This window comes from Paenibacillus sp. JT31N17 (assembly GCF_056269255.1).
Genome location: NZ_JBWDNP010000001.1, coordinates 25,870 through 41,623, shown reverse-complemented (window position 1 = coordinate 41,623; position 15,754 = coordinate 25,870). Strand labels below are relative to the sequence as shown.

16 protein-coding genes are annotated in these 15,754 nt (G+C 50.7%); 6 read left to right on the top strand and 10 right to left on the bottom strand.

What is annotated here, in order from left to right; translation table 11 throughout:
• Positions 1–143: 143 nt before the first annotated feature.
• Genes AC0YOB_RS00190 through AC0YOB_RS00180 form a run of 3 tightly spaced genes read right to left on the bottom strand, consistent with a single transcriptional unit; the run spans position 144 to position 2,589 of the window.
• Positions 144–668 (bottom strand): DUF309 domain-containing protein, encoded by a 525-nt coding sequence (locus AC0YOB_RS00190; protein ID WP_475791018.1) that lies wholly within the window; start codon positions 666–668, stop codon positions 144–146.
• Between the two features lies 1 nt (position 669).
• A complete protein-coding gene (gene yjbM, locus AC0YOB_RS00185) occupies positions 670–1,473 on the bottom strand; it encodes a GTP diphosphokinase (RefSeq protein ID WP_475791017.1) in 804 nt (267 codons plus the stop codon).
• Between the two features lie 18 nt (positions 1,474–1,491).
• Positions 1,492–2,589, bottom strand: coding sequence for a quinone-dependent dihydroorotate dehydrogenase (locus tag AC0YOB_RS00180; RefSeq protein ID WP_475792268.1), 1,098 nt, complete (start codon positions 2,587–2,589; stop codon positions 1,492–1,494).
• Between the two features lie 190 nt (positions 2,590–2,779).
• Here AC0YOB_RS00180 and AC0YOB_RS00175 point away from each other — a divergent pair, with 190 nt between their 5' ends.
• Positions 2,780–2,920 (top strand): hypothetical protein, encoded by a 141-nt coding sequence (locus AC0YOB_RS00175; protein ID WP_210045716.1) that lies wholly within the window; start codon positions 2,780–2,782, stop codon positions 2,918–2,920.
• Here AC0YOB_RS00175 and AC0YOB_RS00170 read toward each other — a convergent pair whose 3' ends face one another.
• The 3 genes from AC0YOB_RS00170 to AC0YOB_RS00160 all read right to left on the bottom strand — a co-directional run bounded on the left by AC0YOB_RS00170 (position 2,921) and on the right by AC0YOB_RS00160 (position 6,282).
• Entirely contained in the window at positions 2,921–4,318 is a 1,398-nt protein-coding gene (locus AC0YOB_RS00170) for a L,D-transpeptidase (RefSeq protein WP_475791016.1), read from the bottom strand.
• Between the two features lie 314 nt (positions 4,319–4,632).
• Positions 4,633–4,869: a ferredoxin gene (locus tag AC0YOB_RS00165; protein ID WP_475791015.1), complete on the bottom strand. Its 237-nt coding sequence runs from the start codon at positions 4,867–4,869 to the stop codon at positions 4,633–4,635.
• Positions 4,870–4,992: 123 nt separating this feature from the next.
• Positions 4,993–6,282: a DNA polymerase IV gene (locus AC0YOB_RS00160; protein ID WP_475791014.1), complete on the bottom strand. Its 1,290-nt coding sequence runs from the start codon at positions 6,280–6,282 to the stop codon at positions 4,993–4,995.
• A 258-nt stretch (positions 6,283–6,540) separates the two neighbouring features.
• Between AC0YOB_RS00160 and cimA the strand changes: the two genes are divergently transcribed.
• Positions 6,541–8,154 (top strand): citramalate synthase, encoded by a 1,614-nt coding sequence (gene cimA / locus AC0YOB_RS00155; RefSeq protein ID WP_475791013.1) that lies wholly within the window; start codon positions 6,541–6,543, stop codon positions 8,152–8,154.
• 79 nt (positions 8,155–8,233) lie between these two features.
• Here the strand turns inward: cimA and AC0YOB_RS00150 are convergent, their stop codons facing one another.
• Positions 8,234–8,797 carry a TlpA family protein disulfide reductase gene (locus tag AC0YOB_RS00150; RefSeq protein WP_475791012.1) on the bottom strand — a complete coding sequence of 188 codons (564 nt, stop codon included), beginning with the start codon at positions 8,795–8,797 and terminating at the stop codon, positions 8,234–8,236.
• A gap of 178 nt (positions 8,798–8,975) precedes the next feature.
• Between AC0YOB_RS00150 and AC0YOB_RS00145 the strand changes: the two genes are divergently transcribed.
• On the top strand, positions 8,976–10,277 hold the full coding sequence (locus AC0YOB_RS00145) for an MFS transporter (RefSeq protein WP_475791011.1): 1,302 nt from the start codon (positions 8,976–8,978) through the stop codon (positions 10,275–10,277).
• 85 nt (positions 10,278–10,362) lie between these two features.
• Positions 10,363–10,848 carry a M67 family metallopeptidase gene (locus tag AC0YOB_RS00140; protein ID WP_475791010.1) on the top strand — a complete coding sequence of 162 codons (486 nt, stop codon included), beginning with the start codon at positions 10,363–10,365 and terminating at the stop codon, positions 10,846–10,848.
• Here AC0YOB_RS00140 and AC0YOB_RS00135 read toward each other — a convergent pair.
• The 3 genes from AC0YOB_RS00135 to AC0YOB_RS00125 are packed head-to-tail and all read right to left on the bottom strand — an operon-like array spanning position 10,834 to position 14,072.
• Positions 10,834–11,568, bottom strand: a complete 735-nt coding sequence (locus tag AC0YOB_RS00135; protein ID WP_475791009.1) for an exonuclease domain-containing protein — start codon at positions 11,566–11,568, stop codon at positions 10,834–10,836. The two genes, AC0YOB_RS00140 and AC0YOB_RS00135, sit on opposite strands and share 15 nt — an antisense overlap.
• A gap of 20 nt (positions 11,569–11,588) precedes the next feature.
• Positions 11,589–12,659, bottom strand: a complete 1,071-nt coding sequence (locus tag AC0YOB_RS00130; protein ID WP_475791008.1) for a DUF294 nucleotidyltransferase-like domain-containing protein — start codon at positions 12,657–12,659, stop codon at positions 11,589–11,591.
• A 42-nt stretch (positions 12,660–12,701) separates the two neighbouring features.
• Positions 12,702–14,072, bottom strand: a complete 1,371-nt coding sequence (locus tag AC0YOB_RS00125; RefSeq protein WP_475765311.1) for an ammonium transporter — start codon at positions 14,070–14,072, stop codon at positions 12,702–12,704.
• Positions 14,073–14,507: 435 nt separating this feature from the next.
• Here AC0YOB_RS00125 and AC0YOB_RS00120 point away from each other — a divergent pair, with 435 nt between their 5' ends.
• Complete coding sequence (locus tag AC0YOB_RS00120; RefSeq protein WP_210045707.1) at positions 14,508–14,951, top strand: MerR family transcriptional regulator; 444 nt, start codon at positions 14,508–14,510, stop codon at positions 14,949–14,951.
• Positions 14,952–14,975: 24 nt separating this feature from the next.
• On the top strand, positions 14,976–15,659 hold the full coding sequence (locus AC0YOB_RS00115; RefSeq protein WP_210045706.1) for a zinc metallopeptidase: 684 nt from the start codon (positions 14,976–14,978) through the stop codon (positions 15,657–15,659).
• Positions 15,660–15,754: the final 95 nt, after the last annotated feature.

Here is a 15,754-nt window from a genome sequence, read left to right as displayed (position 1 = left end):
AGATTTCTTCCCTCAGGTCCCCATATTTTAAATAAACCGCCTGTGCCGCTTCGCCCCCTATCCGGAGCAAGCCAGCAGCAGACGGTTATTATCCCGGGTGGATATGATTGTGCCAGCAAGCCGGCTAATCGGGTTCATGACGCTCACATCTCATCCGCCGCATGCAGGCGCTGCTCCAGCGGAATCTGTGACATCGCCCCGACAAGCCGGCGAAGCTCATCATCCTGTACAAGCAGCCGAAAAGCTGCGAAGGGAGGGGGCACCGCAAGCCCGGGTCCAGGCCTCGTCTGAACAGTTTCACCGGCGGCTTCAGAGGCTCGATTGCCCTCGTCAACCATCCGGTTTACCCAGGAATGGAGCGGCGCAAGAACGCGGGCCATGTCTTGACGGAGCATTCCCAAATCCAGTCCCATCCGAACATCCGGGTATGAAGCAAGCTTATTCTGCGCTTGCGTGAACAGCTTCACAGCGCCCGAGTAATTATCATTGCGCCAATGGTGCAGACCGACTGCAGCCTGAAGAAGGCCTTGATACAACGTATTCCGACCTTCCTCGAGCCACAGCTCCTCCATCACCTCATGGCATTCAAAGTAATCCTCGTCCACATTGAAAAGCACGATAAAATGAACGAAACGCTCATCATACCGTTCCTGCTCCCTGCCGCCCAATCTATGAGCCTCCGCTCTTCTTGACCTTGATCAGCGCTGTACGGATTTCATCAGCCAGCATGCGGATGGCATAACCGTCTTCTTTCTCCCACAGCTCGTTGAACCGCAGCTGGAATTGGACGGCTTCTCTGACCCTATGGAAGAAATACAGGTCCTGGATATCGCTAAGCACACTCGAGACCATATTTGATTTTTCTTCAAAATCGCGCTGGGCATCCAGAATCTCCTTGCGGATGCTCGACATCTCCGAATCTAGCACCGCTGCGGCTTCGGCCGCTGTCTTGAGCCGGGTCCGCACATCGTCAGGCAGGCTTTCTTTATATTTATAGTTAAGGGAATGCTCGATTGTTGCCCAGAAATTCATCGCGAGTGTCCGGATTTGCACCTCTGCCAGCACGATTTTAAGGCCGATTGCCGTCTGGACAGGATATTCTACAATCATATGAAAGCTGCGATAGCCGCTGTCTTTGAAATTCGTGACATAATCCTTCTCAAACACCAAGGTTAAATCCTTGCGGCTGCGGATCAACTGCGCCACACGATGAATATCATCGACGAATTGGCACATGATGCGGATTCCCGCGATGTCCTCAATACCCGTTTCGATGCTTTCCATGGGAACATTCAGACGCTTCGCCTTCTCCAGAATGCTTGAGATCCGTTTCACCCGTCCGGTTACAAACTCGATCGGGGCGTAGGTCTCTCTTGTTTTCAGCTCTGTACGAAGCGTCTTGAATTTCACCTTCAATTCCTCAACGGCCTGCTCATAAGGCTGTAAAAACAGCCCCCAATCTCTACCGTCCATCCAGCCGCCTCCTGTCTGTTATCTATGATCCGCACCGACTGCATCGGCGATCGTATGATATCCGTCTCTGTGCAAGAGTGCTTTCATTCCATAAGTCAGCTCCCGCAGCAGCACCGGCCCACGGTAAATATACGCCGTATAGATTTCGACCAAACTGGCTCCGGCGCGAATTTTATCGTATGCATCGTCCGCGGTAAAGATGCCGCCTGAACCAATAATGGGCAGTTTGCCGCCGGTCAGCCTATACACTTCGCGTATGACCTCCGTGGAGCGTTCCTTCAGCGGCCTGCCGCTGAGTCCGCCGGCTTCGCTCGCGTGCGGATGCCGGAGCCCCTCCCGGCTGAGCGTCGTATTCGATGCTATAATCCCGTTCACACCGCTCGCCGCAATGGTCTCCACGGTGTATGCGAGCTGCTCATTCGTCATGTCCGGCGCAATCTTGACCAGCACCGGCTTCACGGCCCCGCCGTTTGCCTTGGCCTGCGAACGCATCTCCTCCATAACGGTGGAAAGCAGCAGCCTCAGCTCATCGCCATGCTGCAGGGCGCGAAGGTCAGGTGTATTCGGCGAGCTTATATTGACAACGAAGAAATCGCCGTACGTATATAACGCTTTAATGCAGGCGCGGTAATCCTCATGCGCCAGCTCATTAGGCGTTGATTTATTTTTGCCGATATTGACGGCAATCGGAATGCCCCGCTTCTTCCCGTCAGCGAGCCGCTGCGCCATTGCCGCCGTTCCCTCATTATTGAATCCCATCCGGTTGACGAGCGCCTCGTCGGGCGGCAGACGGAACAGTCTGGGGAGTTCATTGCCTGCTTGTCCTTTGGGGGTCACCGTACCCACCTCAGCAAAGCCGAAGCCCATATTGGCAAACATATCCACCGCTTTCGCATTCTTATCCAGGCCGGCTGCCAGCCCTACCGGATGGGGAAAATGTAGACCGAATACATCTACGGCAAGCTCCGGGCATTCCTTCACTCCGTACAGCGACCGCATCATAGCCGGGATTCCGGGAACCCGGCCCGCGGAATGCAGTCCGTCTATAACGAGATGATGGGCTTTTTCCGGATCCATCCGAAACAGAATTGGTTTGGCTACTTTATACAACAACATATTCACTCCGTTCATCATGTTAGCTCTACGCAACATTTTAACGTGTTCAACTAAAAAAAGAAAGAGCCCGGCTCAGGCCATCAGCAGCACGGGCGGGCATTTATACTGTCTTTGTCGTTATTGCGGGCTATCAGGAAAACGGATACAATGAGATCACATCCTATTACCTATAAGAGAAAGGTTGATCCACATGAGCCAAACCAAGAAGAAACCGCCCATTCTAAAAACCAAACCAAAAGAAGAGGTTAACAAGAAGGCGCTGCTGTGGATCGGTGCCGTTATCGTTGTGATCGTCGCTGCAGTTGCGCTTCTGCTCGTCTTCGAGAATTAATTAGTTCAGCCAGCGATACACGACTTCCGGATTCGTTTCATCCTGCATCGGCTGCAAGCTGAAGCGCTCTGCAGCCGGCTTGGGAGCATCTGCAGGCAGAACCCCGCTCTTGATCTCCACCTTGGTCCCGAGAGGCACAAGATCGAACACCTCCTCCACATCCTCCTTGTTCATCCGTATACAGCCATGCGATTCATCCTTGCCGATGCTTTGGGGCTCATCTGTTCCATGAATGGCATAACGCGTTCCGGACAGCGTCATTCCCCTGCTTCCAAACTCGCCGTCATCGCGCCCGTTCGGATTCTTGACCTTCTCGCTGATATAAAAGCTGCCTGAAGGCGTCTTCTCGCCGCCGAGGCCCACGCTATAGCTGCGGATGATGACATCCCCGCTCACGACGGCCAGCGTGTGATTCTCTTGATCGACGATAATGGACAGCGGTTTATCCGGAAGCTCCATTTGCGCCGCCTCACTTGACCTTTCATTATTATTCGAATCTGCGCCGCCTGATCCGTTTCCGGCGGAATCGCCCCCAGCCGCTGCTTCCTTTTGCATCTGGAGAATATCCGGGAACAGCCTCCTCATTAATGATGTTTCGCCGGACAGGACATTATTCGGATAGGGACGCACCATATCCTCAAGCTTGTCTGGCCAACGTTTAAACAGCTCCCGGTACTGTTCAATCGCGCTGGTCAGCGTCCAACGCTGCTCCTGCTGCTTGCTCCAGCTTCCATAAGCCTGTTTGGCTCCGGCTGCATCGCTCGGCTGGCAATTACAGGCTATCTCATCGTGAAGACTGACATTGAAGGCTTGTCCTTCTCCCTGCCGCTTGGTTGACAGCAGCATGCGGGTATTGCCCGTCCATTTCCGCCAGTTGTCGTCCTGCTCCAGCATAACGGCAAGTCCGAGATCGGCCGACTTCTCCCCTCCTGCCATCAATACGCCCATCGCCTTCCCCAGACCGCTGCTGTCGGCAGGTTTTACGAAGGCCACCCGGACAGCCGGACCGGAATTCTCTTCAAAGCCGGCCGGCCAATCACCAACCGCCGCACTCTGATCAGCAGCTTGTTCATTCCGGCTGCTTGGCCCATCGGCAAAAGGATCAGTCAGAACAGCGCCCAATAGGAGCAGCAGCGCAATCAATGAACGGATAACCAGCAGCTTCATGCGCCGTCTGCGGTTCCACTCGGCAATCAGCTGCTGCGGCTCATTGGCGAGCGGATGCTGTTTTCGCTCAAATGCTTCATATATGCTTCCTGCCTTGAGAAAGCAATAATTCGCTTTCGCTTCTTTTTCTTCAATCACATACTGTTTGCCTAACAGGTACCATGCCATGCGATTATCGGGATGGTTTTGTACATAACGCTTCAAATACGCCATATCGTCCTGCTGCTCCATAGCCATCCCTCCCTGAATCCGAGCTAACTACTATATCGGCAAAAGGCCGTCCGATTTGGAATCGGACGGCCTTAAATTTAATATTTCTTTATAAATTAGCGCAAAAAGCGATAAACAATAAGCCGAAACGCAAGAAGAAACGGCTTCGCCATCTTTTTGGCGGCAAAGTTAGTTTCTTCCCCAAAAATATAAACAAAGGCGATGGAATTCTATACTTTCTTATATTTCAAAAAAAAGAATCCCGCCCTTGTCAGCACAAGAAACGGGACTCTTCCATATTACACGCGCTATGCTCAGGCTATACGCTTTTGGTATTACATGTTGAAAGGTACGTCTGCGACTTTGATAGAATCGGTAGGGCAGCCATCCGCCGCATCCTGCAAATCATCATATAAATCCTCAGGAATCTCGGTATTTCCTTTATTTCCGTCACCATCGAAAATCACTTCAGCCAGACCTTCATCGTCGTAATCATAAATATCCGGTGCCGTTGCTCCGCATGCTCCGCAAGCAATGCACGTATCTTTTTCAACCCAAGTGAATTTAGACATCGTATACCCTCCCAAAAGTGTTATGCATGCACGCAGGAACGAATTCTGCAAAAAGTTCGGCATGCATCAGCTTAGTTTTGTAAGCGCGTAACCATTGTTGCATATAAACGTAATGAACAGTCCTTATTCATCACTATATAACATATGCTCGTCTGTTTGCAAGGATGTCCCACGAATTCGCTTGTTCCGGATTAGTGCGGACGGGTCATCGCCAAGCATGCCTGCCGTAAGCACCGCATCCTCTCCGAACTTGTCGCGAAGCAGGTCCATTGCCCGCGTCAGGGCTTCCTTGCGCGGCTGCTCTTCGTAGCTGAAAAGATCAAGCTGCATAGCGGTCTCACTCCGTGATGTCAAATTCTGCAGCGTCACACCAAGCAGCCGTACAGGGTCGCCTTCGCGCCAATGCTTGTCGAACAGCTTGCAGGCTTCGAGATGGATCTCAGCCGTTGTATCCGTCGGAACATGGAGTGTTACGGAGCGGTTAACTGTCGTCATGTCCGGTTTGCGGATAACGATTTGGATCGTGGCCGCCACCAGCTTCTGGCGGCGCATTCTTCTGGCTGTTTGATCGGCCAGATTCAACAGGATGCGATGCGCCTCCTGCCGCTTGGTTACATCTTGCGGGAGAGTCGTTGTATGCCCGATAGATTTATTCCGTTCTCTGACAGCATTCACCGGAGAATAATCATATCCGTGCGCGGCCGACTTCATCCAAGAGCCTGCCACACCGAAATGCTTTACCAGCATGGCCTCTTCCGCCGCCGCGAGCTGACCGATTGTATGGATATTCAATTTTTTCAGCTTCTCGCCTGTTTTGCGCCCTATTCCAAACAGCGAGTCACAAGGCTTATGCCAAAGCAGACGCGGCACATCACGTATCCGCAAAACTGTCATTCCATTGGGTTTGTGCATATCCGAAGCCATTTTGGCAAGCAATTTGTTAGGCGCAACGCCGATTGAGCAGGGCAGATTCCATTCGGTTTGGATCCGGTGCTGAATATCCCGGGCGATATCGAGCGGTTCCCCGAAAGCCGAAGACCCTGTAATGTCAAGATAGCATTCATCAATCGAGGTTGCTTCCAAGAGCGGCGTGTATTGACTGGCAACCGACATAAAGCCGCGTGAGTACTTGCGGTACAGTTCAAAATCGGGCTTGATCAGAATCATCTCCGGGCACAGCTGAAGGCCCTGCCTTACGGTCATTCCGGTTTTGACGCCCTTCTGCCTCGCTGTATAGGAGGACGTCACGATAATCCCTCTGCGCTGCTCTACACTGCCGGCAACTGCCGTCGGCTTTCCTTTATAAATGCCTGGCTCCTCCGCCTCATGAACCGAGCAATAAAATGCGTTCATATCCAGGTGAATGATGATACGGTTTTTTCTGACTTCCTGATCCTCACCGGCTTGTTTCATATTCGGTTTTAACCGCACATAGACTTAAAACAAGCCCTGGTGCCGTCTGCTCCAAGCTAATAGACGCCAAACAAGTCTTCATAGCTTCCGCACCTCCTATATGAATATGTAATAGCTTCGATTGTTTCTAGCATACCACAAAACCCGCTGCTAAAATGACAATCCGACAGGACCGCGTTTAGCGACAGCCATCAGGTCTTATGCTATAATATGAAATTATGACTTTTCAAAGTATGGATAGAGGAGGGCGTCCAAGCAATGACCAACATTATCTCGGTTTTCGATACGACGCTGCGTGACGGTACGCAAGGCGAAGGTATCAGCCTGTCAGCGGACGACAAATTAAAAATCGCCCAGAAGCTCGATACGCTTGGCGTTCATTATATTGAAGGCGGCAATCCTGGAAGCAACAGCAAGGATATTGAGTTTTTCCAGCGTGTCAAGGCTTTGAAGCTGAATGCCAAGCTAACCGCTTTCGGGAGCACGCGGCGCAAGAACAGTGCGGCGGAGCAGGACAGCAATCTGCTGCGTATCGTGGAATCCGGCGTACCGGCGGCAACGCTGGTCGGCAAATCGTGGGATTTCCATGTCCATACCGCACTCCAAACAACACTTGAAGAAAATTTGTCCATGATTTATGACTCCTTCGCCTTTCTCAAGAGAAATCATGTAGAAGCGATTTTTGATGCCGAGCATTTCTTTGATGGATACAAAAATAATCCGGAGTATGCCCTCTCCGTGCTGCGCAAGGCTCAGGATGCCGGCGCAGATTGGATTGTGCTGTGCGACACCAATGGCGGTACACTGCCTACGGAAATTCATGATATCGTCAGCCGCGTCCGCGCCGAGCTTACTGCCCCGCTTGGCATCCACACCCATAACGATTGCGAGCTTGCCGTCGCCAATACGCTTGCGGCCGTACAGGCGGGCGCACGTCAAATTCAAGGCACGATTAACGGATACGGCGAGCGCTGCGGCAATGCCAATCTGTGCTCCATCATCCCGAATCTGCAAATCAAAATGGACTATCGCTGTATTGCAGACGAGCAGCTTGAGTCATTAACGACCACAGCCCGCTACATAAGCGAAATTGCGAATGTGCATATGCCGGTGGGCCAGCCTTATGTAGGAAATGCGGCATTCGCCCATAAGGGCGGCATTCATGTATCAGCGATTATGAAGGATTCCAAAACCTACGAGCATATTCAACCGGGTCTTGTCGGCAACAAGCAGCGCATTCTCGTATCGGAGCTTGCCGGACAGAGCAATATCATCTCCAAGGCGCAGGAGCTTGGTCTTGATGTAAACGCCAATAACGAGAAAACAAAACAGATTATGGAACGGATCAAGGAACTGGAGCATCAAGGCTATCAATTTGAGGGAGCCGATGCCTCCCTGGAGCTGCTCCTTCGTGACGCCTTCGGCGAGATGAAAGAGCTGTTCAAGCTGGAATCGCTGAAGATGCTAGTGGAAAAAAACAATGGCAGCATGAATGCAGAAGCCATCGTCAAGGTTAATGTGGAAGGCCAAACCGTATATACCGCCGCCGAAGGCAATGGACCTGTGAACGCTCTGGACAATGCGCTCCGTAAAGCGCTGGTCCAATTTTACCCAAGCATCAACAACATTCATCTGGCTGACTACAAGGTGCGCGTCATTGATGAGAAGGATGCCACCGCCGCCAAGGTCCGGGTGCTTATCGAATCCACCGATTTCAAAAACACCTGGAATACGGTGGGCGTGTCTAGCAATGTTATTGAAGCCAGCTGGGAAGCTCTCGTGGACAGCATACGTTATGCCATGATGAATATGGCCAAGGTAGATGGCAATCAGGACCAGCCGCGCGCAAGCCTTGGTCTTGTGAACCATTAAATGACCGTTTTATAACCCTCAAACAATTAATGGACATGCCTAACGGGTCTCAAACCCATCCGGCATGTCCATTTTTTTATCAGGCCGCAGCCTTCTGATCATCTTCCACCTTCAGCCATTTGTCAATCCGGTCCTGCCATTCCTGCTTGGAAATGACGCCCGTAATCCGCTCCCGTACAATCCCTTGACTATCGATCAACAAGCTTGTCGGAAAAGACGATACCTTATAGAGATCCGTCGCATTCCCGTCACGGTCCATGAGAATCGGGAAGGTGAGCTTCTGCTCGTCCACAAATTCGCGCGCCTGCCGTTCCTTGTCATAGCTTGTCGCATTAATGCCATATAAATCAACGCGGCCACCGTATGCCTCGGACAGCTCTTCCATGTCAGGCGCCTCCAATTCGCAAGGATAACACCACGACGCCCAGAAATTGATTAAAACCAATTTGTCCTGTTTTCCGCCGATCGCAACTTTATTGTCGTTCAGATCGGGCAGTTCAAGCGTTGGCGCAGTGAACCCGGGCTTGGGCAGCATGTCTGCCGACGCAGCCAAAGCTTCACTTTGCTTGCTTTTATTTTGATACACTGCAATTCCTGCCAGCACAAGTACAACCGTGAGCAATATCCATGTCCGTCTCATCATAAGCCTTCTTTCCTTCTGTAAAAAGTCGTCCCGCAGTCTGTCCAGGTAAGCTTTTCTATTGTGTTTCCCTCGCCCTGCGGACTCTTAAGCTCCCTATATGTTACCATGCTGGAGAATGGAAGCTCAAGTCGGGGGGCACATTACCACTACAACAGATACCATGGGAGTGTAGACAATCATGAACAAGACCAAATCCGGAACCGCCACTAAATTCATTACCCCAATGCGCACTACCGAACTTGCATCTTCCGAAAACAGCGCTGCATCTGACAATAAGTCAAAAGGCAGTGGAAAATGGCGGGAATATGCTGCATTATCCTCAGTTCCGCTCGTTCTGGTTCTGGGCAATTCCATGCTTGTGCCGATTCTTCCTGACATGGAGACCAAGCTTAATATATCCAGCTTTCAGGCCAGTCTGGTTATAACCCTATTCTCGGTATCCGCCGGAATCATTATTCCTGCTGCCGGTTTTTTATCGGACCGCTACTCCCGTAAGGCCGTTATGCTCCCTTCCCTCGCCTTATACGGCCTTGCCGGGATCGGAGCGGGCATTGCCGCCCTGATGCATTCATATGGTTTCCTGATAGCCGCAAGGGCTTTGCAGGGCATAGGAGCCGCCGGGACAGCCCCGATTGCCATGGCATTGGTCGGAGACAAATATAAGGATGGCGATGAGAGCGAGGCGCTGGGTTTAATTGAAGCCTCCAACGGAGCAGGCAAAGTGATCAGCCCGATACTTGGTTCCTTGCTTGCTCTCATTATATGGTACGCGCCGTTGTTTGCCTTTCCTGTCTTCTGTGCGGCTTCCTTCCTTGCTGTCAAGGTAATGATCAAGGAACCAGCCAGCGATAAGGAAAGCTCGACGCTAAAGCAATATATTTCCGATACGGTCAAGGTGTTTCGCGAAAAGGGACGATGGCTGACATCCGCCTTCGTCGCCGGTTCCCTTGGCCTCTTCATCTTGTTCGGAGTATTGTTCCGGTTGTCCGATCTGCTGGAAAAGCCGCCTTATTCCATAGACGGCGTCGCCAAGGGCGGCGTCCTTGCCATCCCGCTGCTTGGCCTGGTGGCGACAGCCTACTTGACCGGCCGTGCAATCAAAAACAACGGGACGCTCATGCGGTGGCTGATGCTGATCGGGCTTGCTCTGATGTGCGCGGCGCTTGGCGCCTGTGCTTTTCTGCACAATAATATTTACGCCCTGATCGGCTTCGCAACCCTGAGCAGCATCGGAACCGGTCTCCTGCTTCCCTGCCTGAATACGCTGTTAACCGGCTCGGTGGACAAATCTCATCGCGGCATGGTTACTTCATTGTATAGCAGTCTGAGGTTTCTGGGCGTTGCCTTTGGCCCGCCGATATTCAGCTGGATGGCGGACCGGTCGGATACGCTGCTCTTTGGAGTCGTCTCCGGGCTCTCACTTGCCGGCTTATTTCTTATTCTGGCGTTTGTAAAACCGCCCCAAAAGGTTGGAGGATAAGATTTTAAATTGCTTATTCGCGGTGCTGTAGCCAGGCTTCCATCTACGGTATAATGGTCCAAACAGGACCAGGAGGCGGATTGGCGTGGACAATCGGGATAAACAGCAATCAGGGAGTACACTCCCTATCCGCTTCAGTTTGGCCCAGATAACTGGAGAGGCTCGAATTCAACTGATTGGATCCTCTTTATCAGCTTACCCCCGCGAGGCATGCGGTGTTCTCACAGGCTCCATAAGCGAGCCCATGCAAGGAACAAGCGACGGCATTGTCCGCGTGGATGCTGTCCATCCCATTCGCAATGCTGCGGGGGAACCATTAAGCACTTTTTCGTTTGATCCCCATGAATGGGTCCAGACGATGTACCGCATACAAAAAAACCGACAATTGCTTGTCGGTTTCTATCATTCGCACCCTGCCTCGCCCCCCCTTCCGTCAGATGCGGATCTACGGGGTTTGCAGCACGGGAAAGCCGCATCCTATTGGATTGTTTCGCTGGCGGAGCAGACATGTCCTGTCATAAGCGCTTTCGGTGTTAACGGAATTTCACTTTATCCATTAATGCTTGCTTAGATAGGCATAAAGGTCGCCGAGTGTCACCACGTTACGTGAGAATATCCGCTTCAAATAAACAAGCCACAGCTGCGCGGTCATGATGGAATCCTCAAGAGCATGATGTCGCTGCGTGATGCGAATGCCGCTATCCTCAAGCAGCTCATCAAGGCCATAGCCTTCTCGTCGCGGCTCCAGCCATTTGGCCACCATCATCGTATCCAGCACCCGGTGGGTCAGATTTACCTTGGAGGTCCGCCACAGTGCCGCGTTCAGAAATTGCCTGTCATGGCCGCTGGCATGGGCAATCAGCATTCTTTTCCCCACAAATTCCATAAAATCATGGAGAACCTGCATCAAATCCGGCGCACTCTCCGCCATTTCATTTGTAATTCCTGTCAGCTCAGTTATATGTCTGGGAACTTTGCGTTCCGGGTTTACAAGTGTATAGAAGGACCGCTCCTCCAGAATGGTTTCCCCTCTTAAGGTTACAGCACCCACCGACAGAATCTCATCGCCATTGGCAGGGTAGAAGCCCGTAGTCTCCAAATCAAATACGACCACTTCCATCTCTTTCAGTGATTGATCCAGGATGGATTCTTTCCGCTGCTCCTTGGACATGGAACGTATAAAGGCCATCTGCTGGGCGTTTTGCGCACCCATCATTGAAGCGATCGCCGGCGTAATGCCGCCCATTTTATACAAATGCCACATCCGTCCGACGCCTTTTTGCTCCTTCATGGTATCCCCTTTCGCCTCCCCTATAGCCCGCTCATCGTCTCTTTATAAACTCGCCGCTGCAATTTCTTCCCCAGGCGCAAAGCAATTTTGAGCTCATCGGTTAGCTCCTTGGTCATTCTGCTGCCTGCAAGCTTGCCATTATTGGCATACAATCCATCTTCCTGACGCTCTGTCGTCATTAACCGAATACGCAGAACCAACCGGAAAGCCCCGGAATATAAATCGGCATCCTGCTGCGTAAAATCTCCGCTCAGCAGCAATCCCTGAATCCGCTCAAGCGTTGAGGTTGTCCTGATATTGCTGCGGATGCTCATGAGCCGGATGGCATTGACCATTGGTATGTAGGCACCGTATTTGATATCCAGACTGCCCGCATCCTCGCCATACTGCTCTTTAAGCAGCTGACCGAATACACCTACCAGCATTTTGTGGCGCATCGTGTTATTCAGCATGCTTCTCACGATAGCCGGGTTATCCAGCAAATCGGCATAAAATTGATTTCGGAAGACGGTCATTAACTCCGAATCTCCATAAATCAGCCGGCTGTCGGCAATGATGAGCAAATACCTTACACGTTCCCAGTTTGGTTCCGTGAACCATTCCTTCAATCTGGACCTCCATTCGGTCAGTGATTGGCGCCACTCGGAGTTCGAGCTGATAACTTTGCCTTCACATGGCGGATAACCAAGCTGCTGCAGCAAATCGACTATGGTTTCGGAGAATATTTTAAAATAGAGCGATACTTTTTCCTGAAGACGTTCATCCTCCGGATCTTCGTAAACAATACCGCTATCCTGATCACTGGATAACGTCTGTTCCTCTCTGCCCCCGCTGCCGAACAATAAATAAGCGTAAAGCACGGGTGGGGTTCCATGCCCCAGCCGTGCCATTTGCGCTTCCGAGAGGATAATTGCACGCCTGATAAAAGCGTCATGCACCTCATTTAAATCGGTATAAAATTGTTCGACCGTTTGTTCCGAGAGCAGAGCTTCCATTTGCTCGTGGATTTGATCCCGCAAGCCGCGCAGCGTCTTCACATCATCAGCGGTGCCGATGAGCGCTAGCAGCTGAGCATAAATCGAATCGCTCATGCATCCCTCTCCCCTGGCCAGTATGAAAGCTTATGATTTGGATTACAGGCTTTGTTGAGCTTTTTTCATTTGCTCAGGGTAGCCGTAAGTACCGTGCTCGGAAAGATCAAGTCCGATAATCTCTTGTTCTTCCGTAACACGGAAGCCCATAACAAGCTTCATAATACCGAGCAGCAGGAACGATGCGCCAAGCGCATAAGCACCGCAGACAACAACGGATTCGAATTGAACCCACAGTTGATGCCAGCTGCCTGTATCGATCAAACCGCCTTCACCAACGCCAACTTGCTCAGCCAGTGCTTTTGTTGCGAAGATACCGTTAGCCAGCGTACCCCAAACACCTGCGGCGCCGTGAACAGACATGGCATAAATCGGATCGTCCACTTTGATTTTCTCAAAGAATTTTGCACTGTAGAATACAAGCACACCTGCAACCAGACCGATAACAACTGCTGCCCATGGATCAACGAACGCACAAGATGCTGTGATGGCAACAAGTCCGGCAAGCGCACCGTTCAACATCGTGGAGATGTCAGCTTTGCCGTTAACCAGCCATGAGATCAGAAGCGCTGCTACCGCACCGGCTGCCGCGCCGAGTTGTGTATTGAATGCCACATAACCAAAGAATCCTTCGCCGACTGTAAGAGCCGAACCTGCATTGAAACCAAACCAGCCAACCCATAGAAGCAGTACAGCAAGTGAACTGAATACTTGGTTATGACCGAGGATTTCGTTAGCGGAACCATCTTTATTGAATTTTCCGATACGCGGTTTAAGCAGCACGGTTGCTGCGAAAGCTGCAAGCGCACCTGTTAAATGGACGACCGTCGAACCGGCATAATCTTGTGCGCCGTCCTTTGCCAGCCAGCCGCCGCCCCAGATCCAGTGAGCGACAACAGGATAAATTAATGCAGTAAACAAAATCGTGAATACGAGATATGCCGATAATTTCGCGCGTTCCGCGAATCCGCCCCATGCGATGGTCAGCGAAATAGCTGCAAACGCCAATTGAAATAGGAAGAATACGCTAGAAGGATAAGCCTCACTGGTAGAATCTCCTACAACAGATGGGCTAAAGAAGAAATTGCCTGAGCCGATAAAATTATTGATTGCATGATCGACGTTGTCTCCTCCGAAGATCAAACCATAACCTACTGCCCAGAATACCAGGGAACAAAGACCTACTGTAAAAATTGTTTTACCTGCTACGTGCCCGGCATTTTTCATCCGGGTCGATCCTGCTTCCAGCAGAATGAAGCCGCCTTGCATAAGAATAACGAGAACTGCTGCAACCAGAATCCAGACCGTGTTAATCCCCAGACTCAGCGTTGCCGGAGTAGGATCTTCCGCAAATGCCATTGCGGGGAAGACCAAAGATAACGCAGCAATCGATAAGACCAACTTCTTAACCATGACGACCACTCCCTAAATGTGTAATGTTTCTTGACATGCTTGGAAAGACTTAATGTCATTATAGTCAGAAGTGCTCATTTTGACAATACGGTTTTTCGAATTTCTACAAAAAAATCAAACGTTCGTTACTTCCAAAGGCCCGAATGTTAAGTTTTTTCACAATTTCAACTCCAAAATCATCTATTAAAGGGTTTATCCTTCGCCTTTTCCATTAGAAACTCTTATTTGTCAACTCTGAATTCGTTTGTAAAATCTTAAAAATCAGTGAGGATTATGAGGCATATTCTAAACAATTAACAATTTTGAAAGCATTACGTTTGACTGTATGGTTATAGATTCTGTATCATATACTAATAAGGTAAGCTTGGATAGGAAGGCAATTTGTCCATTTATACAGATCCCTTGTGTTCGTGTAATTAATGAAAGAAGGTGAGAATGTTGGCGGAAAAATCTTTGTACCGTATTGGCATGCTTTCAAAACTGGCCGACGTCAGCCCTCGCACAATCGATTTTTATACTTCGATTGGATTGATTCAGCCAGAGACGCGTTCAGCCAAAAATTACCGCTTATACAGTGATGAAACCTTAATTCGCCTCAAACGTATTGTACAAATGAAGAAAGATAAATATTCGCTTGATGAAATCAAAGAAAATATTAACGTATGGCGCAAGGTTTCATCCGAAGAGCAGGTTTCGAGCAAGCTTACAGACCTGCAGCTCCATCTGGAACAGCTGCAGCGCGAAGTAAAGGAGCTTGAGCCGGTTTTGAGCCAGATGAAGCCCCAGCAGGCCAAGCAGGTCTTCAAACGGCTTGTGCCGCAAACAGCGGCTTGTGTAGAGGCATTGGTGCTGCTCCTGAATAAGGGCGGACTAATGTAAAATTAAATAATGGAGGGACTTCAGATGCTTTTTTTTCATCCCATGGACTTTCTGATCATCATTGCCTTCGGTTTGTCGCTTTGGGCTCAGTTCCGGGTTAAAGGAACATTTAACCGCTGGGCTGAGGTGAGAACGATGAGCGGGATGACCGGCTATGACGCCGCCAGAAGAATGCTCGATGCGAACGGCCTGCATGATGTGCCTGTTGAGCCTGTACCAGGAAGGCTCTCCGATCACTACGATCCGATCCACCGGGTTGTAAGGTTGTCGGAGCCCGTCTATTACGAGAACTCCATCTCGGCCGTTTCTGTGGCTTGTCACGAGGTCGGTCACGCCATACAGCATCAGCAGCATTATCCCATGCTCGTCGTTCGCCACCGTATCTTCCCGGTCGTGAGATTCGCTTCCGGAGTCGCACCTTTTATGCTGATTGCCGGTTTCCTGTTCCAGGCAAGCGGACTTATCGGCCTAGGGATTATATTCTTCACCTGCGCCGTCGCTTTCCAGCTCATTACACTGCCGGTTGAGTATAATGCCAGCAACAGAGCACGGGACTTGATGATTGCCGAAGGCTTTATTACAAACGACGAAGAGCGGGGCGTTGCCAAGGTACTGAACGCCGCTGCATTGACCTATGTCGCAGCCGCGCTCATCTCTCTGCTTGAGTTATTGAAATATATTATGATCTTCACACAAAGCAGAGATTAATCTCACTAAAATCAGCTAAGAGGCGGGGAATCATCCCCGCCTCTTTTATTTGTTATACGAATCAGTGAATGCGTTCTTAGCCCTTGCAGTGTCAC

Bases quoted from the DNA above. Each gene is read 5' to 3' on its own strand.
- AC0YOB_RS00130 (WP_475791008.1), bottom strand. From the start codon at position 12,659: ATGAGCGATTCGATTTATGCTCAGCTGCTAGCGCTCATCGGCACCGCT.
- AC0YOB_RS00150 (WP_475791012.1), bottom strand. From the start codon at position 8,797: ATGATGAGACGGACATGGATATTGCTCACGGTTGTACTTGTGCTGGCA.
- AC0YOB_RS00125 (WP_475765311.1), bottom strand. From the start codon at position 14,072: ATGGTTAAGAAGTTGGTCTTATCGATTGCTGCGTTATCTTTGGTCTTC.
- cimA (WP_475791013.1), top strand. From the start codon at position 6,541: ATGACCAACATTATCTCGGTTTTCGATACGACGCTGCGTGACGGTACG.
- AC0YOB_RS00165 (WP_475791015.1), bottom strand. From the start codon at position 4,869: ATGTCTAAATTCACTTGGGTTGAAAAAGATACGTGCATTGCTTGCGGA.
- yjbM (WP_475791017.1), bottom strand. From the start codon at position 1,473: ATGGACGGTAGAGATTGGGGGCTGTTTTTACAGCCTTATGAGCAGGCC.
- AC0YOB_RS00120 (WP_210045707.1), top strand. From the start codon at position 14,508: ATGTTGGCGGAAAAATCTTTGTACCGTATTGGCATGCTTTCAAAACTG.
- AC0YOB_RS00170 (WP_475791016.1), bottom strand. From the start codon at position 4,318: ATGGAGCAGCAGGACGATATGGCGTATTTGAAGCGTTATGTACAAAAC.
- AC0YOB_RS00135 (WP_475791009.1), bottom strand. From the start codon at position 11,568: ATGAAGGAGCAAAAAGGCGTCGGACGGATGTGGCATTTGTATAAAATG.
- AC0YOB_RS00115 (WP_210045706.1), top strand. From the start codon at position 14,976: ATGCTTTTTTTTCATCCCATGGACTTTCTGATCATCATTGCCTTCGGT.
- AC0YOB_RS00180 (WP_475792268.1), bottom strand. From the start codon at position 2,589: ATGTTGTTGTATAAAGTAGCCAAACCAATTCTGTTTCGGATGGATCCG.
- AC0YOB_RS00175 (WP_210045716.1), top strand. From the start codon at position 2,780: ATGAGCCAAACCAAGAAGAAACCGCCCATTCTAAAAACCAAACCAAAA.
- AC0YOB_RS00145 (WP_475791011.1), top strand. From the start codon at position 8,976: ATGAACAAGACCAAATCCGGAACCGCCACTAAATTCATTACCCCAATG.
- AC0YOB_RS00160 (WP_475791014.1), bottom strand. From the start codon at position 6,282: ATGAAACAAGCCGGTGAGGATCAGGAAGTCAGAAAAAACCGTATCATC.